Here is a 19,343-nt window from a genome sequence, read left to right on the forward strand (position 1 = left end):
CCCGATCGCCACCCACGCCGGACCGTGATGGGGCTCATCGTCGGATCCCCGTCAGGCGGACGCGGGAGAGGGAGCCCCATGCCATCAGGGTTCCCTGGCCAGCTCAGGAGCGTTTTTCGGTCTTTCCCGGCGGGCCGGCCCCGAGCGCGCTCCGTGCCCGCCGACGCAACTCTATGCTTCTACTCGCTTGTAGAAACAGGCCCGGCCCCCTGTCCGGGCCGTACCCCCTTGGAGAGACACATGGCTTCGATCGATCTGGACACGGTGCTGGACAAGGCATGGGCGGACAAGAGGCTGCCGGAGATACTCGCGGCGCCGGTGGCGGCACTGAAGGGGGTCTCCGACCGCGACGGCGAGCTGCTCCAGGAGGCCTTCGGGGTCAGAACCGTCGCGGACCTGGCCGAACTGAAGTACGCCCGCTGGGCACAGGCACTCGCCGCTCTCGAAGCGGCCAAGTAGCCCCTCACGGAACATCACGCACGCAAAAGGAGTGGACGCCACCATGGTGTTCAAGCGACTTCTCGGCTCGCTCGGCGTGGGCGCCCCCACGGTCGACACGGTCCTCGACCCGGCCCCCGCACTGCCCGGCGGCACCCTCACCGGACAGGTGCACCTCAAGGGCGGCCAGGCGGACTTCGACATCGACCACATCACACTCGAACTGGTCGCCCGGGTCGAGGCGGAACACGGGGACGGCGAGAGCGAGGGCGCCGTCGTCTTCGACCGGTTCACCGTCGGCGGCGGCTTCCGGCTCGCCGCGGAAGAACCGCGCAGCGTGCCCTTCAGCGTCATGCTGCCGTGGGAGACGCCCGTCACCGAGCTGTACGGGCAGCCGCTGGGCATCGTGCTCGGTGTGCGCACCGAACTGGCGGTCGCCGGCGCCAAGGACAAGGGCGACCTCGACCAGCTCACCGTCGCGGCCCTGCCCGCCCAGGAGGCGGTTCTGGAGGCGCTCGGACAGCTCGGCTTCGGCTTCAGGTCCGCCGATCTCGAGTACGGGCACATCGGCGGCACCGGGCAGCAGCTGCCCTTCTACCAGGAGATCGAGCTCACTCCGGCGCCCCGGTACGCCCACCAGGTCAACGAGATCGAACTGACCTTCCTGGCCGGCCCGGGCGGGCTCGAAGTGGTGCTGGAGGCCGACAAGCGTGGCGGCCTCTTCTCCTCCGGCCACGACGCGCTCACCCGGTTCGCCGTCGGACACCACGACGTGCGCGACTGGACGGCCGAAGTGGACGGCTGGGTACGACAGCTCGTCGAGCACCGGACGGCGTACGGCCATCAGGCTGCGTACGGCCACGCCGCCCCGCACACCGACCACGGACACGGCGGGTTCCACGGGCCCGACCGCCCTCACGAAGACCGTCACCGTTCCGGTCCCGGCATGGGCACGGCTGTCGCGGCGGGCGCGGCCGGACTGGCGGTCGGCGTCGTCGGCGGCATGGTCGCCGCGGAGGTCGTCGACGAGGTCGGGGACTTCTTCGAAGGCGACGAGGAGGACGAGGGCTGAGTGACGAAGCCACCCGCCTGGTCCGCGGCGGTCCCCCGGCGCAGGGCGAGCACGCGCCGGGCCGGGACCCGGCGGGTGGGCCTTCCGAGCCGCCAGGCACACTCTGCCTGATGTAGTTTTGTCGACAGAGAAAGACCCGCACATGATCACGCTCACCAAGGAAGACGGACCGGCAGACCTGGACGGAGTGACCCACCTGTCCATCGGAGTCTCCTGGGACCCCACCGCCGGCAGCAGCGGCGGTGTGCTCGGCAAACTGCGCCGCAAGACCGGCACCGACCTCGACCTGATCGCCGTCGCCCTGCAGGGCGGGGACCCGGTACGCCTCGCCGGCCTCGACTCCCTCGACCCCATGGGCAACGGCTCACTGCTCCACAGCGGCGACAACCAGACCGGGCACGGTGACGGGGACGACGAGACGGTGACCGTCGAGTTCGCCCAGCTCCCGACCGCCATCACGTCGATCGTGTTCGTCGCGGCCGCCTACAAGAAGGGCAGCTCCTTCCAGAAGGCCCGCAACATCAGCTTCAAGGTCTACGACGCGACCGGGGGCAGCACGCAGCAGGTCGCCGACATCTGGCCCAGCCTGCTCAGCCAGGACAACGGCTGCGCCGTGGCCAAGGCCGTCCGGGTGGGCGGCACCTGGAAGCTGGAGGTGATCAACGAGACGGGGAAGGTCAAGCAGGGCGACGAGCACGCCCTGATGCGCTTCGCCGTGAGCAAGTAGCGCACCGGACAGCACCCCGTGCCGGTCTGTCGTCCCCGGTCGAGCCGGGGAGGACGCCGGTGGCGACCGCGCGGCCGTCGGCCACCGGCACGCCCCGGCCGGACACGGCGGGCCGACGCCTACGGCAGCTGCCAGTCCACCGGCTGGACGCCCTGCCGCACCAGCATGTCGTTGGTCCTGCTGAACGGACGGGAGCCGAAGAAGCCACGGTCCGCCGACATCGGCGACGGATGGGCGGACTCGACCGCCGGGAGGTCCCCGAGCAGCGGCCGCAGATTACGCGCGTCACGCCCCCACAGAATGGACACCAGCGGCTTGTCACGGGCGACCAGCGCTCGGATCGCCTGCTCGGTGACCTCTTCCCAGCCCTTGCCCCGGTGCGCGGCCGGCTTGCGCGGCGCCGTCGTCAACGCCCTGTTGAGCAGCAGCACGCCCTGCTCGGTCCACGGTGTCAGGTCCCCGTTGGACGGCCGGGACAGCCCCAGGTCCGTATGCAGTTCCCGGAAGATGTTCTCCAGACTGCCCGGCAAGGAGCGCACTTCGGGCGCCACCGCGAAACTCAGCCCGATCGCCATCCCCGGCGTGGGGTAGGGGTCCTGACCGACGATCAGGACACGGACGTCGTCGAACGGCTGCTGGAAGGCCCGCAGGACGTTCGCCCCGGACGGCAGGTACGTCCGGCCGGCCGCTATCTCCGCCCGCAGGAAGTCTCCCATCACGGCGATGCGTTGAGCCACAGGTTCCAGAGCCTTCGCCCAGCCTGCTTCGACAAGTTCATGCAAGGGTCGTGGTGCCACGGCGCGTCACTCTACTGGCATGCGACCGGTCCCCGCACAGCCCCCGAAGCCCCCGCGCGCGGACGCCGTCCTCAGCGCTACTCTTCCTCCACGTCGAGGTCATCGCGCCGGTCCGACAGATCGCGTGGCCGGTCGCCGGAAAGGCGGGGAACCTGTTGCATCCAGTGGTCGCGCCACTCCGTCGTCGCCATCACGTCCCGCCCGCCTCTCGCCGTCGAGAGCCGGCCCCCAGAACTCCCGCGTACGCGGTGGGGCCGCCCCCCGTCCCGCGGGGCCGTGGCGACCGGTGCCTGCCGTGAGCGGCGGCTTCCTGGCCGTCGACTCCGGCGGTTCGGGTCTGCGCGTCGTCGTCGGTACGGCCGGCACCGACGGGCGCGGGCGGCGTGCGTCGCGAGAACCGGTCCGCACCGGTGCGCGCGGCATCGATACCGGGCATCTGCTGGCACAGCTGCTGCCCATGGCCAGGGCGCTGACCGCCGAGACCGGTGTGACCCGGCTCGGCACCGTCGTCGTCGGGGCCGCCGGGCTGGCCACCCTGGGTGACGCGCTGCGGGCCGAGCTGCCGGGCGCGCTGGCCCGGGAGCTGGGCGTGCGGACGGTCGCCCTGGTCGCCGACGCCGTCACCGCGTACGTCGGCGCCCTCGGCCCCCGGCCCGGAGCCGTGGTCGCCGCGGGCACCGGCCTGATCGCGACCGGCACCGATCTGACCCGCTGGCACCGGGCGGACGGCTGGGGTCATCTGCTGGGCGACTGCGGCGGGGGTGCCTGGATCGGGCGGGCCGGCCTGGAGGCGGCGCTGCGCGCCCACGACGGGCGCCGGCGCGGCTCCGTCCCGCTCCTCGCCCGCGCCGAGGAGCGGTTCGGCCCGGTGGCGGGCCTGCCCGGTCAGCTGTATCCGCGTACGGACCGTCCCGCCGTCCTCGCCTCCTTCGCGCCGGAGGTGGCCGCCTGCGCGGCCGACGACCCCGTCGCCGCGGGCATCCTGCGGGCCGCCGCCCGGCACATGGCCGACTCGGCCGCCGCGGTCTGCCCGCCGGGTGGCGAGCCCCGCGTCGCGGTCACCGGTGGTCTGCTGAAGATGGGCGCCCCCCTCGTCGTACCGCTGGAGGAGGAACTGGCCCAGCGGCTGCCGCATGCGCGGCGGACGACCGCCGAGGGCGATCCCCTGCACGGTTCGGTGCGGATCGCGAACGACCTGGCGACCGGCTCACTCACCCTTCCGAGTGACGACAGGATGCTGTGGGTGACGACTGTGCCGGACGGCCGATAATCGGTCCGCGGCGAGGTGAATCATGCCGATGTCGGCCGATCCGTACATCACTCATCAGACAAAACCGGACGGATACCGCTCACCTGCACCCTCCCCGAACAGGGAAACCCCGGAAACCAGTAACATGCGGCGCCATGAGCTCCCCCACTGGGCCCGCGTCCGGCCTGCCAGTACGAATGCCGCGCCCCCGCCAGCCAGGACGGCACCGCCGTCCCGAACCCCTGGTGGCTCCCGAGGGCGCGCCGGCGCTCGTCCTCGCGGTGCCGGGGACGCCCAGCAGCACCACCCGGGGCCTCGCCGACGAGGTCATCAGCATCGCCCGCTCCGAGCTGCCCGGCCTCGACGCCCGGATCGGTCACCTCGACGGGGACGACGAGGAGTTCCTCTCCCTGTCGACCGTCCTCGTGCGTGCCGCCGAGGAGCGCACCGCCCGCTACGAGCAGGCACGCGCCGCCGGCCTGGACGTGAAGGAGCCCGAGGGCCCCGTCGCCGTCGTCGTACCGCTGCTGGCCGGCCCGGACGGCGCGCTGCTGCGCCGGATCCGGCAGGCTGTCATGGACAGCCGGATCGCGGCCGAGCTGACCGACGTCCTCGGTCCGCACCCGCTGCTGGCCGAGGCGCTGCACGTGCGGCTCTCCGAGGCCGGCCTGGCCCGCGCCGACCGCGCCCGCCTGTTCACCGTGGCGACCGCCGCGGACGGCATCATCCTGGCCTCCGTGGGCGGTGACGAGGCCGTCCAGGCGGCCGGGATCACCGGCATGCTGCTCGCCGCGCGCCTCGCCGTGCCGGTGATGGCGGCGGCCCTGGACGACGAGGGCTCGATCGCGTCCGTGGCCGAGCAGCTGCGTTCCTCGGGCTCGCAGCAGCTGGCGCTCGCGCCGTACCTGATCGGCCCGGAGATCGAGGCGTCCCTGCTGGAGGAGGCGGCCAGGGAGGTGGGTTGCTCCACCGCCGAGCCGCTCGGCCCGTACCCGGCGATCGGCAAGCTGGCGCTGGCCAAGTACACGACCGCGCTCGGCATCTCGCCCCAGCAGCAGCCGCAGAGCACGCCGGTCCGCTGACACAGGGGCGCCCGCCCCGAGCACGACCGAAAGGGCCCGCTCACGTACCGGAGCGGGCCCTTCGTCATGCCGTACGGCGAACCCGCGGGCCACCGCGGGGGACGGCTGACGACCGCCCGGGCGCGCGGTGGGCCCCAGGACCGAGGATCCCCCTCGGGGTCGCGGCGGGCCGCCGGCAGCCCGAGGAGCCCTTCACCGGTGGGCGGCGGGCCGCCGGCCCGGTCAGCCGAAGACCACGCAGGACGCCGCCGGTACCGCGAGTGAGCCGGTGCGCCGGGGCACTCCGGTCTCCGGGTCGAGCGCGAACCAGGTCACGTCTCCGGATCGTTCGTTGGCCGCGTACAGGAAGCCGTCCGACTCGGCGATCTCCCGCGGCCAGTGCCCGCCGCACGGCACGGTCCCGAACAGCCGCAGCCCGTCCGGCTCCACGACGAACACGGACAGGACGTCCTCGCCCCGGGTCGCGGTCCACACGAAGCGGCCGTCGGGCGAGACCACGATGCCGGAGGGGAAGGCGTCGCCGGCCGGTGCCCCGGGCAGCACCGGAACCTCGCTGAGGGGCTGCAGCACGCCCTCGGCGGCGTCCCAGCGGCAGACGGTGACGGTGGGCGCCAGTTCGTTGACCACGTAGGCGCGCGAGCCGTCCGGGTGGAAGGCCAGGTGCCGCGGGCCCGAGCCGGGGCGCAGAGCGGTCTCCCGGTGCACGGCGAGGGCGCCGTCCCTCAGGGTGCAGACCCGCACCGAGTCGGTGCCGAGGTCCACGCTGACCGCCCACCGCCCGCTCGGGTCGGGCCGCACCTGGTGGGCGTGCGGCCCCTGCTGGCGCTGGGCGTGCGGACCCGAGCCGGTGTGCCGCAGGACGCCGGAGGCGGACCGGGCGAGGGTGCCGTCGGGGCGGACGGGCACGGCGGTGACACTGCCGGAGCCGTAGTTGGCGGTCAGGACGTGCCCGGCGTACAGGCTGAGGTGGGTCGGCCCGTCGCCTCCCACGGACACCGGCCGCCCGGCGGGCTCGGGTTTGTCCCCGCTCACGCGGAAGGCGGCCACCGCGCCCTCGGCCGTCTCGCTGACGGCGTAGAGCATGTCCCCGTCGGGGGTCAGGGCCAGGTAGGAGGGGTCGGGCAGGCGGTCCGTGCCGCTGAGGACCGTGAGCGCGCCGCTGTCGGGCGCGACGGCCGCCGTCACGATGCCGGGGCCGCCGGCCGCCGTGAACGACCCGATGAACGCCCGCCGCTGCCGCCTGCCGCCGTCTGTCACCGCTGCTCCCTCTCGTCCCGCGCCGTCCCGCGCCGTCCCGGGTGGTCGCGCCGTCCCGCGCCTCGTCGAGTGCCGACTGATCGTCTGCCCCGGGGTGACGGTAGCAGTCGATCACGCGCGGTCTAGACCAAATGGGGGACGCGGGGCCGGACGGGTCAGGCGCCGACGAGCGGCGAGCCGGAGGGGGCTCGCAGGGGCGCGGCGAGTTCGGCCAGGGCGCGTTCCAGGTCGTGGAGGTGGGCCAACGCGGGCTCGGCGGCGCGCGGCCCGTCCGCGCGGGCGGGGAGGGGCCTGCCGCCGGTGAGTGCCTCGACCGCGGTTTCGACACGCCAGCAGGCGGCGGCCAGCCGGGCGTCGTGCGAGGCCTCCGGGTCGGCGGCGACGGCGACCAGGCCGCGGATCTCCCGGGCGCAGTCGTCGAGCAGGGCGAGTACGCGGCGGGCGCGCCGCTTGCGGCCGTACATCGGGTTCAGCGGGTGGACGAGCGGGGCGACCGACAGCCGTACCCGGCCGAGCATCTGTTCCAGTTCGGCCACGCGCGGCGCGGGGTCGGCGCCCTGGGTTCCGGCGAGGCGGGCGGCGGCCTCGGCGGTGCAGGCGTGGACGCAGCGCAGGGCGCGCTGGATCCAGGCGTCGGTGACGGCGTGCGTGGTGACGGGCAGCACGAAGAGCACGGCGAGCGCGGCGCCGAGCGCCCCGACGCCGGTCTCGGCGAGCCGCAGGGCGAGCAGGCCGGGGCTGAGGAAGTCCAGGAGGCCGTAGAGCAGCTCGGCGAGCACCGTCACGCAGAGCATCATCCAGGTGTAGGAGACCGCGGCGGTGTAGAAGATGCCGAAGACGCAGACGGCGGCGAGTACGGCCGTGGGCACCGCGGATCCGGCGAGCGGGACGGCGATCAGGAAGCCGAGGCCGATGCCGACGACGGTGCCGAGGACCCGGCGGAAACCGCGGACCAGGGTGTCGCCGCGCGAGGTGGTGTTGACGAACACCCACCAGGTGGCGCCGACGGCCCAGTACCAGCGCTCGTCGGACACCAGTTGGCCCACGACCAGGGCGAAGCCGGCGCCCGCGGTGGCCTGGACGGCCTGGCGGGTGGTGATGCGGGCGAGTCCGGTGCCGGCGGGCGGTGCGAGGACGGCGGGCGGGGGCAGGCGGCGCTCGTAGCACCACAGGCCGAAGCGCACCGCCGCGGCGGCGGCCACGGACAGCAGGACGGCGGCGAACATCTCGGGCAGCCGGTCCGTGGTCGCGTGCAGGAACTGGGCGATGAAGAAGGTCATGAAGGCGAACACGCCGAGGCTGTGTCCACGCGGGCCCCAGCGCCTGGCGTACACGCCGGCGCCCACGACGGCGAGGAAGGTGAGGTCCCGGGCCACGGGGTGGTCGTGCAGGGCGGCCGCGGCGGTCAGCACGGGCAGTCCGGCGACCGGCAGCAGCGCGGTGGTGACCGCCTGCCCGCGCACGGTGGCGTCGGTGACGGTGAACAGCGCGAGCAGCGCGGCGAGCCCGCCGATGACGGCGCCCACGAGAGAGGTACCGGCCAGGCCGCAGACCACGACGGCCAGCCCGATGCCGAGGACGGCCCGCGCGGCGAACCGCAGCCGGGACCGTCCCGGATCCGGGCTCACGAACACCTTCTTCAGCACTGATTACCGCCCCCTCGTATACGGGCGCCCACGGGCCCCAGGTCACTGGCATGAAAAAGGCGCCGCGGGATCCGCAGCGCCATCGACCCCTCCATAGGAGCATCTCTTCCACCAGTGGCTCAACAGGCCCGCGCTGCAGTGGGCCATTGGTATAGTCATCGCGATATTTCCACGGCCACCGAAGAGCCAATGGCCGACGAGGGGACCGGACGTCATGGCCGTCGACGAACTCGACACCCGCATCCTGCGGCTGCTGCTGGAGCAGCCGCGCACCAGCGTCCGGGAGTACGCGCGCCTCCTCGGGGTCGCCCGCGGCACGCTCCAGGCCCGGCTCGACCGCCTGGAGCGGGACGGCGTGATCACCGGCACCGCCCCCTCCCTCTCCCCCGCCGCGCTGGGCCACCCGGTACTGGCCTTCGTGCACATCGAGGTCACCCAGGGCCACCTGGACGAGGTGGGCGACGCGCTGGCGGCGGTCCCGGAGATCGTGGAGGCCTTCTCCATCACGGGCGGCGGCGACCTGCTGACCCGGGTGGTGGCACGCGACAACGCGCACCTGGAGGACGTGGTCCAGAAGCTGATCAGTCTGCCCGGGGTGGTTCGCACCCGCAGTGAGGTGGCGCTGCGCGAGCGCGTGCCGCACCGGCTGCTGCCCCTGGTGGAGTCGATCGGGCGCACGGCGCGAAAGTGATCCCCGGCTCCTTGGCATCCTGGACCCCATGAGCACTCTCGGCGGCATCTCGGTCATCTTCGATCTCGACGGAACGCTCGTGGACAGCGAGCCGAACTACTACGAGGCGGGCCGGCGGACCCTCGCCGAGTACGGCGTACCGGACTTCACCTGGGCGGACCACGAGGGGTACGTGGGGATCAGCACCCAGGAGACGGTCGCCGACTGGAAGCGGCGGTACGGCCTGCGGGCCCCCGTGGAGGAGCTGCTCGCCGTCAAGAACCGCCACTATCTGGAGCTGGCCCGCACCTCCGCCCGCGCGTACCCGGAGATGCGCGCGTTCGTCGAACTCCTGGCGGCCGAGGGAGTGCCGCTGGCGGTGGCGTCGGGTTCGTCGCCCGGGGCCATCGAGACGATCCTGTCCCGCACCGGTCTGGACGCGTGGCTGCGCACGGTCGTCTCGGCCGACGAGGTCGCGCGGGGCAAGCCGGCGCCCGACGTCTTCCTGGAGGCGGCGCGCCGGCTCGGCGCGGACCCGGCCGACTGCGTGGTCCTGGAGGACGCCGCCCCCGGGGCCGCCGCCGCGCACGCGGCCGGGATGCGCTGCATCGCGATCCCGTACGTCGCGGCCCAGGCCGACGCGCCCGAGTTCGCCACCGCCGGCCTGCTGGTGCGCGGCGGCCAGGAGGAGTTCACCGCGCGGGCGGCGTACGACTGGCTCGCGCGAGCGGTCCGGACCGCCTGACACGCCCGCCGACCGCACTCGTCGGGACCGCCCGACCCGCCCCCTGGCCGTACTCGCCGGACCGCCTGACACGCGCTCTGGCCGTACTCGTCGGTAGCGTTGACGCCCCCCTGCCTCCTGCCTATCTTCTGGGCGACCTTCCGAACAGCGTTCGGTATTTCGAATGAATCGAGGAGCACATGGCAGCGCCCCTCTCCCGGCGGAGCCTTCTGCTGGCCACGGCGGTCGTCGCGGGAACGCCCGCGGTCTCGTACGCGGCGAGCGGCGGGCCCGGCGCCGCGCCGCAGGCCCCCTCCGCGCTCGCGGGCCCCGCGGCACCGGCTGCCTGGTCCGTGCGGCCGTTCGGGCTGGAGGACGTGACGCTCGGCCGGGGTGTCTTCGCCGACAGACGACGGCTGATGCTGGACCACGCCCGCGGCTACGACGTGAACCGGCTGCTCCAGGTCTTCCGCGCCAACGCCGGTCTCCCCACCCTCGGGGCCGTCGCCCCCGGCGGCTGGGAGGGACTGGACGGCGAGGCCAACGGCAACCTCCGCGGTCACTACACCGGCCACTTCCTGACCATGCTGTCCCAGGCGTACCGCAGCACCGGGGAACGGGTCTTCGCCGAGCGGACCGGCACCATGGTCGGCGCGCTGACCGAGGTGCGCGAGGCCCTGCGCCACGACCCGGCCGTGCTGAGCACGGAGGGCCGCTTCGGCGCCGCCGCCGAGAACGTGCGCGGCTCCCACCAGTACGTCGACCTCCCCGCCGGCGTCCTCGGCGACACCTCGGCGATCACGCTGGCCGCCTGGGTGAAGCCCACCCACGACGGCGACTGGGCCCGCGTCCTCGACTTCGGCGACGACACGAACCGCTACCTCTACCTCGCCGCCCGCAACGCCGACGGCGTGCCGCGCTTCGCCATCACCGACAGCGGCGCCGCGGGCGAGCAGGGCATCGACGGCACGGCCCTGCTGCCTCTGGGCGAGTGGAGCCACCTGGCCGTGACCCTCGCGGACGGCACGGGCACCCTCTACGTCGACGGCACCGCCGTGGCGCGGAACACGGCCATGACCCTGACCCCGGCGGTCCTCGGCCCCCTCGCCCACCACTGGCTCGGCCGCTCGCACTACCCCGCCGACCCCGTCTTCGCGGGCGCCTTCGAGGAGTTCAACGTCTGGTCACGCGCCCTGAGCGCCGCCGAGATGGGCGCGCTGCGGGAGAACCGCGCCGCCGACACACCGGCCGGCCGGGGCGACCTGGCGTCGTACGCCTTCGACGAGACCGCCGGCGGGACGTTCGCGGACTCCTCCGACCGGGGCCTGACGGCCACGCTGCGCCGCACCTGGGGCGGGCCCAGCCACCCCGGGTTCCTCGCGGCGTATCCGGAGACGCAGTTCATCGAGCTGGAGTCGATGACCGGCAGCGACTACACCAAGGTCTGGGCGCCGTACTACACGGCGCACAAGATCCTCAGGGGCCTGCTCGACGCCCACCTCGCCAGCGGCGACGACCGGGCGCTGGACCTCGCGTCCGGCATGTGCGACTGGATGTACGCGCGGCTGTCCGCCCTGCCCGCGGCCACGCTTCAGCGGATGTGGGGCATCTTCTCCAGTGGGGAGTTCGGCGGCATCGTCGAGGCGATCTGCGACCTGCACGCGGTCACCGGCGAGGCTGACCATCTCGCGCTGGCCCGGCTGTTCGACCTCGACCGGCTGATCGACGCCTGCGCCGAGAACACCGACGTCCTCGACGGCCTGCACGCCAACCAGCACATACCGATCTTCACCGGCCTGGTACGCCTGTACGACGAGACGGGCGAGGAGCGCTACCTCACCGCGGCGAGGAACTTCTGGGGCATGGTCGTGCCCCACCGCATGTACGCCATCGGCGGCACCAGCACCGGTGAGTTCTGGAAGGCACGGGACGTGATCGCGGGCACGATCAGTGCCACCACGGCCGAGAGCTGCTGCGCCTACAACCTGCTCAAGCTGAGCCGGACCCTGTTCTTCCACGACCAGGACCCGGCGTACATGGACTACTACGAGCGGGCCCTGTACAACCAGGTGCTCGGCTCCAAACAGGACCGGCCGGATGCGGAGAAGCCGCTCGTCACCTACTTCATCGGGCTGACGCCCGGCCATGTGCGCGACTACACGCCCAAGCAGGGCACGACCTGCTGCGAGGGCACCGGCCTGGAGAGCGCCACCAAGTACCAGGACTCGGTGTACTTCGCCGCAGCCGACGGCAGCGCCCTGTACGTCAACCTCTACAGCCGCTCCACCCTGACCTGGGCCGAGCGGGGCGTCACCGTCACGCAGACCACGGACTATCCCCGGGAACAGGGCAGCACCCTCACCTTCGGCGGCGGCCGTGCCGCCTTCGCGCTGCGGCTGCGGGTACCGTCGTGGGCCACGGCGGGGTTCCGCGTCACCGTCAACGGGCGCGCCGTACCGGGGACTCCGACGCCCGGCAGCTACTTCACCGTGTCCCGGACCTGGCGCCGGGGCGACACCGTGCGGGTCCGGGTGCCCTTCCGGCTGCGGGTGGAGAAGGCACTCGACGACCCGTCGCTGCAGGCGCTGTTCTACGGTCCGGTCAACCTGGTCGGCCGTGATCCGTCCACCGACCTCCTGGAGTGCGGGCTGTACCGCGACGCGGGTCTCTCCGGCGACCTGCTGCCCACGCTCACGCCCGTGCCCGGCAAGCCGCTCCACTACACGCTGGACGGCACCGAGTGGGCGCCGTTCGCCGAGGGGACCGAGGATCCGACGCACGCCTACTTCCGCCGCTCGGAACCCCGGGTGGTCCTCGGCGGCACCGACTCGGGCGTCGCCAACCCGGCGAAGGACGACGGCACCACCCTGCTCGACGAGATCTGGGCGGCGGCCCCGTTCCGTGACAAGGGCGCACTGGTGACGCACGTGCGTTCCACGGTGGACGCGTGGGTGGAGGCCGGGCTGCTCGGGGACGACAAGGGCGAACAGGTGGTGCGGACCGCGCGGAAGGCGTCTTACGCGGACTGACGGCGCGGTGGGTCTTCCACCCACGGCAGTCCTACCCGCGGAAGTCCACGCGGAAGTCCTGCCCGCGGAAGTTCTTACTCGAGGAAGTTTTTGCTCGCGGAGGTGATCGGTTCGCCGCCCGCATCCGTACCTCCTGGTGTCCGAGCCTGTCTTCGCCCCAGGAGGCACGATGCGCATCACGCGCACCACGGCAGGGACCGCCTTCGTGGGCGGTGCCCTGGTCCTCACCCTCACCGCGCTCGCCTACCCGACCATGCTCGGAGTGCGGAACACGGTCAGTACCCAGGACCGCGTCATCACCAACACGGTGTTCGGGCCGCTCACCGAGGCGGACCGGGACTTCGTGGTGAAGGTCCGTGCCGCCGGGCTGTGGGAACACCCCCTGGGGCTGATGGCCATGGAGCGGGGCTCGACACCGGAGATGAAGGAGGCCGGCGAGCACCTGGTCGTCGGGCACGCCCGGCTGGACGCGACCTGCCGCAGGATCGCGCCCGAGCTGGGCGTCACCCTGCCCAACCTGGCCTCTCCCCAGCAGCAGCAGTTCGTGTCGACCGTGGACGGGGCGACGGGCAAGCAGTTCGACACCACCGCGGTCAACATCATGCGCATCACGCACGGCCAGATCTTCCCGGTGATCGCCAAGGTCCGCGCCAACACCAAGAACTCCCTGGTGCGTCAGCTGGCCGACCAGGCCAACGACACCGTGCTGGACCACATCACCGTGCTGGAGAAGACCGGCCTGGTCAACTTCGACCAGGTCAACTTCCAGCAGTCGGCCCCGCCGGACCTGCCCAAGGCGCAGCTCACACCGCCGGCGCCGCAGCCGGGTGAGCCGGTGCTCTCGCTCACCGCGCCGCCCGGGCTGGAGGTCAACACCTCGGCGCCGACGCCCAGTCCGACGGTCCGCTGACCGACACGAGGGAGCGTGGCGTCGCCCGTGTCAACCGCGGCGGGGCTTGCCGCGCCCGCCGCCGCCCTTGGTGCCGCCGCTCTTGCCGCCGCTCCTGACGTTGCCCCTGCTGCCGCCCTTGGCGGCGCTCCTGGTTCCGCCCTTGGCGCCGCTCTTGCCGTTGCCGACGGTGCCGCGCCGCGCGCCGCCGGTCTGCTTCCCGGCCCCCGGCCTGCCCCGCGCGGCCGATTCGGTGCGCTCGCCCTTCGCCGGGGCGGGGGCGGGCTGCCGGCCCCGGGTGCTGTTGACGGTCCGGCCTCGGACGATGCCGATGAAGTCCTCCACCCGGTCCGTGTGCGCGTCCTCGGGCCAGGCCAGGGCCACGCCCGACTCGGGGGCGTCCGTGACCGTCCGGTACGTGAGGTCCTTGCGGTGGTGCAGCCGCGCCAGCGACAGGGGCACGAGGAGCACGCCGATCCCGGCCGCCACCAGCTCGACGGCGTCCGCCGTGGTGGCCGGACGTTCGAGTGCGGGCCGGCCCGGCAGCCGCTCCCAGCCGAGGACGTCGTCCAAGGGGTGCAGCACGATCTCGTCGGCCAGGTCCTCGACGGCCACCTCGTCGGCCGCGGTGACCAGGTGGTCCTTGGGGATCACCACGACCGTGGTCTCGGTGTAGAGCGGGATCGCGCTGAGAGCGCTCCGGTCCACGGGCAGCCGCACCAGCCCCGCGTCGGCGTCGCCGCCCAGCAGCACGCCGCCCGCCTCGGCGGGGGCGACCTGGGTCAGGGACAGCGGGACGCCGGGCAGCCGCTCGTTCCAGATGCGCACCCATTTGTCGGGCGTCACCCCCGGGACGTACGCGAGCCGGAACGAGGGGGATTCTTCCGAGCCTGTCACCCGGCCAGGTTACCGGGCGTGGGCAGGGACGGCGGTCACCAGGCACGGCCGGGAACCGCGGTCACCGCGCGTAGCCGGCGGTCACGCTCCCGGGCGTGGTCGGCGGTCGCGCAGACGCTCGATACCCTTGACACCATGACGTCGCACCAGAACACCCAGACCATGAAGCCCGCGACCGCGGCGAAGAAGCTGGGTGTGTACCTCGAGGCCACACCCGCCGAGTTCCGGGAGGGCGTCGTCACGCGCGCCGAGCTGAACGCGCTCCAGACGGACCCGCCCGCGTGGCTGCGGGACCTGCGGCGCGACGGCCCGCACCCGCGGCCGGTGGTCGCGTCCAAGCTCGGTGTCTCCATCGCGGGTCTGCACCGGGGCGGGGTCGCGGAACCGCTCACCACGGAGCAGATCGAGGCGCTGAAGCAGGAGCGCCCCGAGTGGCTGGAGCGGGAGCAGGCCGTCCAGGCCGACGTGCGCAAGGAGGCGGCTCGCGTGAAGGAGCTGCACGCCGAGCGCGCGCAGCGGGCCGAAAGCGCCGAGCGCGACTGACGCTCACTCCTGGCCTTCCGCCCGGTCACGCGCTCACTCCTCGGCCTTCTGCTCCGTCACGCTCCACGCGTACTGCAGCCAGTCCGACAGCACTACGGCGCTCAGGCCCGCGCACAGCAGCCGGGCGGCCCGGGGCGCGACGGCGTAGCCGCCGACGAGCCCGCCGGCCACCCAGGTGGAGGTGCAGAACGGGCAGGACACCAGGTCTCCGACGGCACGGCGCAGGCCGCTGCCGCGCGGCGCGTCCATCACCTCGTTGGCGTTGCTCTCACGCTCGCGTTGGGTGAACGGCGCCCGCAGGAAACTGGTGACCTTGTCCTTGGTCAGCAGTCGGGACACCTTGAACGTCGCCGTTCCCAGCAGGGCCACGTCCCAGGCCGGGACGGTGTCCGGCAGTCGCAGCCCGCGGCGCCACGCGATCGCGGCGAACGTTCCGGCTCCCGCCACGAAGGTCGTCGCGAGTGCCATGTATCCGCCGAGGGGGGTGTCGCCCTCTTCGTCGTAGCGTTCGCCGGAGCGCCACGCGTCGTGGTGCTGCTCGCCGTCCGTCATGAATGCCTCCTGTGCGGGGACCGCATCTTCGCCGGGACCGGGTGCCCGCTTCCTCTCGTCTCCAACGCGTGCCCGCGGACCGCTCTCAGTACGGCGCCGGCCCGCCGAAGAGGTCGGCGCAGTCCGCCGGCAGGTGGGCCAGCAGGTCGTGGACGCGTTCGCCGGGCACCGCTTCGGTGAGGGTGGAGAGCACGGCGCCCGCGTCCCATTCGGCGGTGCGCGGCCGGGCGCCGGTCTGCTGCGCCACGCGCCGCAGGAACTCGTCGCGGCCGAAGGACTCGGGGCGCCCGCGTTCCAGGCGCAGCGCGTCGTCCAGGGGCGCGGGCAGGTCGGAGGCCAGACCGGCTGCCTCCTCCGGGGCTATGCGGGACGCGATCACCCACAGGACGGCCGTACTGACCTGCTCGGCCTCCTCGTCGCTGTGGTACTCGCCGCGATCGCGGACCAGGGTCAGGAATTCGTCGAGCCGCACGGCGTCGCCTCCTTCCGCCGGTTCTCGCCGCGGACCGGGTGCCCTCCGCCCGGGCCGGGGAAACCGGCGCGGCCTCACCGGCGTGCTCGCTCCGCGTCTGCGAGGGCTGCCACCCGGGTCATGGCGTCTTCCCTGAACAACGCGTGTCCGGCGGCGATCCGCTCGGTCCGGGCCGGTCCCGGGGCGGTGAGCCGGCGCAGCGTGCCGAGCAGCACGGTCTCGTCCTCGGCGACGTCCGACACACCCAGCGCGGCCATCCGCCGGACGCCGTCCGCGCCGTGTCCGGGTATCGGCCGGTACCCCACGACCGGCAGTCCGGCGGCGAGGGCCTGTACGGCGGTCTGGCCGGCGGCGTTGTCGATCAGGGCGCGGGCGGCGTGCAGCAGGCCGGGCATGTCCGTCACCCAGCCCAGCGCGACCACACCCGGTGTGCCGGACATTTCGCGGCGCAGCCTCTCGTTGTCCCCGCAGAGCACGACCGGCAGGATGCCGTGGTTCGTCAGGTGCCGGACGGTGGCGCCCAGGTGCGAGCCCACACCCCAGGCGCCGGCGGACACCACCACGGCGGGCCGCCCGGGACCGAGACGGTCGAACAGCCCCCGCCACCCGGCCGCTCCGGGAGCGTCGGCGGAGAACTCCGGGGCCACGACCGGGCCGCACGTCCACGCGGACGTGCCGGTGCTCTCCCGCACCTCGCGCGCCACGTCATCCGTGAGACACAGGCAGTGGTCGTTGCCCGGATGGAGCCACTGCCGGTGGACGGCGAAGTCGATCACGAGGACGACGCTGGGCACGGACAGCAGGCCCCGGGCGCGGAGATGGCCGGTCAGCTGGGCGCCGAGGTGGAAGACGGGGACGACCACGTCCGCGCCCGTACGCTCGGCCAGCTCGCGCAGCCGGCCGCCGGCGAGCCGGGCGAGCGGCGTGCCGCCTGGACGACGGCCCGCGCCCGGGCGCAGGAACAGGCGGTACAGGGCGGCGTACGCCCAGGGGAAGTGGCGTACCGACCCGCGGTAGAAGCGCCGCAGCGCACTGCCCACGCCGTACGGCAGCAGCGCGAGGACGTCGACGACGTGGGCGTCGTCACCGCGTTCCCGAGCCCGGCGGACCAGTTCGGCGGCGACCGTGTCGTGCCCCGCGCCCATGCTCGCGCTGACCACCAGCAGCCGTCTGCCCTCGCCCGGGGCGTCTGGGGCCGCCGGGCGGCGGGGCGCTGATGAGCTGCGAGGATGCACGGCGATCCAGGTTGCCCGCCCGGCACGTTCCAAACCACCTCATAAGCGGGCGTTTCGGACTTCTTGTCAGGGATACTCCGTGACCGCCCGTCCGGCCGGACGCCGGAGCCCGACCGCCTGGTCGGTCGCTACCCGGCGTCCGCCCCGAGCCAAGGTGGTTCCATGGTCCATGCGTTCTCCCGCCCCCGGCCCGTCCCCGGCCCGCCGGCCGTCGCGCCCGACGCGGCCCACGCCAGGCCTCGGCGGGAGCCCGCCGGCGCCCGGGGCACGCGGACGCGCACGGCCCTCGTGACGGGGGCGTCCTCCGGCATCGGCGCGGCCGTCGCCCGTCGGCTGAGCGACGAGGGCGGCTGGCGGCTGGTGCTCAGCGGACGTGACCCGTCCCGGCTGCGCGAGGTCGCCGAGAACGCGTCGGCCACCGCCTTCGCCGCGGACCTCACCCTCCCCGGCGCCGACCGGCGGCTCGCCGACTTCACGCTGGCCACGGTCGGGCCGGTGGACCTGCTGGTGGCCGGTGCCGGGGTCGGCTGGGCCGGGGAGTTCCTGGACATGCCCCCGCACACCATCGACGAGGTGCTCGACGTCAACGTGCTGGCCACGCTGCGACTGGTGCGACTGGTGCTGCCGGGCATGGTGGAGGCGGGGTCGGGGCGGGTGGTGCTCGTCGGCTCGCTGGCGGGCAGTGTGGCGGTGCGCGACGAGGCCGTGTACTCCGCCGCCAAGGCCGCGGTCGGCGCCTTCGCGGACGCCCTGCGCTACGAGTTGCGGGGCACCGGCGTGGGGGTCACGCATGTGGTCCCCGGCGTCGTCGACACCCCGTTCTTCGAACGCCGCGGCGCCCCCTATCTGCGTTCCTGGCCGCGTCCGGTACCCGCCGAGCGGGTGGCCGACGCCGTGCGGACGGCGGTGGCGCGAAGCCGCGACGAGGTCTACGTGCCCGGCTGGCTGCGACTGCCGTGCCGGGTACGGGGCGCGGCTCCGGGGCTGTACCGGCGGCTGGCGGCGCGGTTCGGATGAGCTCCGGATGAGCGGGAGCGCGCGGCGGTGAGTGTCCTCAGCGTCGTCCTGGCCCTGTTCGCGGCGCTGTCCAACGCGGCGGCGTCGGTACTGCAGCGCCGGGCCGCGGCGCAGGACGAGAGCCGGGCGGGCGCCGTCCACACGGTGGTGCGCTCACTGCTTCGGCTGGTGCGCGACCGGTACTGGGTGGGAGGCGCGGCGCTGCTGGCGCTGACGACGGTGCTGCAGGCGGCCGCGCTGGCGGTGGGCAGTCTGGCCGTCGTCCAGCCGCTGATGGCCAGTGAGCTGCTGTTCACCCTGATGGTCGGCAGTGTTGTCTTCCACCGGCGGCCCGACCTGCGGACCTGGCTGGCGTTCGTGGCCCTGGCCGTGGGGCTCGCGTTGTTCCTGGGCGCCGCCGCGCCGTCGGCCGGCCATGACACCGCGTCCCCGGGCCGATGGGGCTGGGCGGGTCTGGCGCTGTTCGTCGTGGTGACGGCTTTCGCCTCGATCGGCAGCCTGGTACGGGGCGCGCCCCGGGCCGCGCTGTTCGGATCGGCGTCCGCGGTGGCGTTCGGCGGTACGGCGGGGCTGCTGAAGGAGGTCACCGGGCGGCTTCCCCAGGGGGTGGGTGCCGTCCTGACCCAGTGGCCGCCGTACGCCACGGCGGTGGTGGGGGTGATCGGCTTCCTGCTGCTGCAGAGCGCGCTGCGGGCGGGGACCCTCGCGGCGTCACAGCCGGCGCTGACCCTCGGCGACGCGCTGACCAGCGTCGCCCTCGGCTGGGCCCTGTTCGGCGAACAGATCGCCCTCGGGGTGCGGGTGCTGCCCGAGCTGATCGGCGTGGCACTGATCGGGCTCGGCAGCGTCGGACTGGCCCGCGCGCCGTCGGTCCACGGCGCGTGGGACACGGTGCCGGCGGCGCGGGACGGCCCCGGGCCGGGCAGCCGGACACAGGAGCGGCCGGGGCCATGACGACCCCACCGGGCGACACGGCGACACCCCGGAACAGCCACACCACGGAACAGCCCAGCACCGGAACGGCGGGCCGACGAAACGCCGGAACGG

The 19,343-nt window shown here is 73.6% G+C and carries 19 protein-coding genes; 12 read left to right on the plus strand and 7 right to left on the minus strand.

Annotation, left to right across the window (positions count from 1 at the left end):
• Positions 1 to 240: 240 nt before the first annotated feature.
• The 3 genes from QC283_RS20815 to QC283_RS20825 all read left to right on the plus strand — a co-directional run bounded on the left by QC283_RS20815 (position 241) and on the right by QC283_RS20825 (position 2,237).
• Complete coding sequence (locus tag QC283_RS20815; RefSeq protein WP_279563103.1) at positions 241 to 459, plus strand: hypothetical protein; 219 nt, start codon at positions 241 to 243, stop codon at positions 457 to 459.
• 43 nt (positions 460 to 502) lie between these two features.
• On the plus strand, positions 503 to 1,510 hold the full coding sequence (locus QC283_RS20820; RefSeq protein WP_279563104.1) for a sporulation protein: 1,008 nt from the start codon (positions 503 to 505) through the stop codon (positions 1,508 to 1,510).
• A gap of 142 nt (positions 1,511 to 1,652) precedes the next feature.
• Positions 1,653 to 2,237, plus strand: a complete 585-nt coding sequence (locus QC283_RS20825) for a TerD family protein (RefSeq protein WP_279563105.1) — start codon at positions 1,653 to 1,655, stop codon at positions 2,235 to 2,237.
• Positions 2,238 to 2,356: 119 nt separating this feature from the next.
• On the opposite strand, the gene QC283_RS20830 is transcribed toward QC283_RS20825, so the two are convergent.
• Entirely contained in the window at positions 2,357 to 3,034 is a 678-nt protein-coding gene (locus QC283_RS20830; protein ID WP_279563106.1) for a uracil-DNA glycosylase, read from the minus strand.
• A 295-nt stretch (positions 3,035 to 3,329) separates the two neighbouring features.
• On the opposite strand from QC283_RS20830, the gene QC283_RS20835 reads away from it, so the two are divergent.
• Positions 3,330 to 4,304, plus strand: coding sequence for an N-acetylglucosamine kinase (locus QC283_RS20835; protein ID WP_279563107.1), 975 nt, complete (start codon positions 3,330 to 3,332; stop codon positions 4,302 to 4,304).
• A 134-nt stretch (positions 4,305 to 4,438) separates the two neighbouring features.
• Entirely contained in the window at positions 4,439 to 5,365 is a 927-nt protein-coding gene (locus QC283_RS20840) for a sirohydrochlorin chelatase (RefSeq protein WP_279563108.1), read from the plus strand.
• A gap of 222 nt (positions 5,366 to 5,587) precedes the next feature.
• Here the strand turns inward: QC283_RS20840 and QC283_RS20845 are convergent, their stop codons facing one another.
• Together QC283_RS20845 and QC283_RS20850 are read right to left on the minus strand one after the other, a co-directional pair.
• Positions 5,588 to 6,622: a lactonase family protein gene (locus tag QC283_RS20845; protein ID WP_279563109.1), complete on the minus strand. Its 1,035-nt coding sequence runs from the start codon at positions 6,620 to 6,622 to the stop codon at positions 5,588 to 5,590.
• Between the two features lie 155 nt (positions 6,623 to 6,777).
• Entirely contained in the window at positions 6,778 to 8,268 is a 1,491-nt protein-coding gene (locus tag QC283_RS20850; protein WP_279563110.1) for an FUSC family protein, read from the minus strand.
• Positions 8,269 to 8,482: 214 nt separating this feature from the next.
• Here QC283_RS20850 and QC283_RS20855 point away from each other — a divergent pair, with 214 nt between their 5' ends.
• The 4 genes from QC283_RS20855 to QC283_RS20870 all read left to right on the plus strand — a co-directional run bounded on the left by QC283_RS20855 (position 8,483) and on the right by QC283_RS20870 (position 13,601).
• Positions 8,483 to 8,959, plus strand: a complete 477-nt coding sequence (locus QC283_RS20855) for an Lrp/AsnC family transcriptional regulator (protein WP_279563111.1) — start codon at positions 8,483 to 8,485, stop codon at positions 8,957 to 8,959.
• A 28-nt stretch (positions 8,960 to 8,987) separates the two neighbouring features.
• Positions 8,988 to 9,683 (plus strand): HAD family hydrolase, encoded by a 696-nt coding sequence (locus QC283_RS20860; protein WP_279563112.1) that lies wholly within the window; start codon positions 8,988 to 8,990, stop codon positions 9,681 to 9,683.
• A 179-nt stretch (positions 9,684 to 9,862) separates the two neighbouring features.
• The gene (locus tag QC283_RS20865) at positions 9,863 to 12,691 is read left to right on the plus strand and encodes a beta-L-arabinofuranosidase domain-containing protein (protein ID WP_279563113.1); all 2,829 of its coding nucleotides are present in this window, start codon (positions 9,863 to 9,865) and stop codon (positions 12,689 to 12,691) included.
• Between the two features lie 169 nt (positions 12,692 to 12,860).
• On the plus strand, positions 12,861 to 13,601 hold the full coding sequence (locus QC283_RS20870) for a DUF4142 domain-containing protein (protein WP_279563114.1): 741 nt from the start codon (positions 12,861 to 12,863) through the stop codon (positions 13,599 to 13,601).
• Positions 13,602 to 13,631: 30 nt separating this feature from the next.
• Here the strand turns inward: QC283_RS20870 and QC283_RS20875 are convergent, their stop codons facing one another.
• Positions 13,632 to 14,477 carry a LysR family substrate-binding domain-containing protein gene (locus tag QC283_RS20875; RefSeq protein WP_279563115.1) on the minus strand — a complete coding sequence of 282 codons (846 nt, stop codon included), beginning with the start codon at positions 14,475 to 14,477 and terminating at the stop codon, positions 13,632 to 13,634.
• A 135-nt stretch (positions 14,478 to 14,612) separates the two neighbouring features.
• Here QC283_RS20875 and QC283_RS20880 point away from each other — a divergent pair, with 135 nt between their 5' ends.
• A complete protein-coding gene (locus QC283_RS20880) occupies positions 14,613 to 15,020 on the plus strand; it encodes a DUF5997 family protein (RefSeq protein WP_279563116.1) in 408 nt (135 codons plus the stop codon).
• A 33-nt stretch (positions 15,021 to 15,053) separates the two neighbouring features.
• On the opposite strand, the gene QC283_RS20885 is transcribed toward QC283_RS20880, so the two are convergent.
• From QC283_RS20885 to QC283_RS20895, 3 genes are all read right to left on the minus strand, one after another.
• Positions 15,054 to 15,572 carry a DUF1360 domain-containing protein gene (locus tag QC283_RS20885; protein WP_279563117.1) on the minus strand — a complete coding sequence of 173 codons (519 nt, stop codon included), beginning with the start codon at positions 15,570 to 15,572 and terminating at the stop codon, positions 15,054 to 15,056.
• Positions 15,573 to 15,657: 85 nt separating this feature from the next.
• The gene (locus QC283_RS20890; RefSeq protein ID WP_279563118.1) at positions 15,658 to 16,044 is read right to left on the minus strand and encodes a DUF2267 domain-containing protein; all 387 of its coding nucleotides are present in this window, start codon (positions 16,042 to 16,044) and stop codon (positions 15,658 to 15,660) included.
• Positions 16,045 to 16,118: 74 nt separating this feature from the next.
• Entirely contained in the window at positions 16,119 to 17,285 is a 1,167-nt protein-coding gene (locus tag QC283_RS20895; RefSeq protein WP_443032657.1) for an MGDG synthase family glycosyltransferase, read from the minus strand.
• Between the two features lie 156 nt (positions 17,286 to 17,441).
• Between QC283_RS20895 and QC283_RS20900 the strand changes: the two genes are divergently transcribed.
• Both QC283_RS20900 and QC283_RS20905 read left to right on the plus strand, forming a co-directional pair.
• A complete protein-coding gene (locus QC283_RS20900) occupies positions 17,442 to 18,296 on the plus strand; it encodes an SDR family NAD(P)-dependent oxidoreductase (protein WP_279563119.1) in 855 nt (284 codons plus the stop codon).
• Between the two features lie 27 nt (positions 18,297 to 18,323).
• Positions 18,324 to 19,250 (plus strand): DMT family transporter, encoded by a 927-nt coding sequence (locus QC283_RS20905; RefSeq protein WP_279563120.1) that lies wholly within the window; start codon positions 18,324 to 18,326, stop codon positions 19,248 to 19,250.
• Positions 19,251 to 19,343 lie beyond the last annotated feature (93 nt).

Source organism: Streptomyces sp. DH41 (genome assembly GCF_029813785.1).
Classification (GTDB): Bacteria; Actinomycetota; Actinomycetes; order Streptomycetales; family Streptomycetaceae; genus Streptomyces.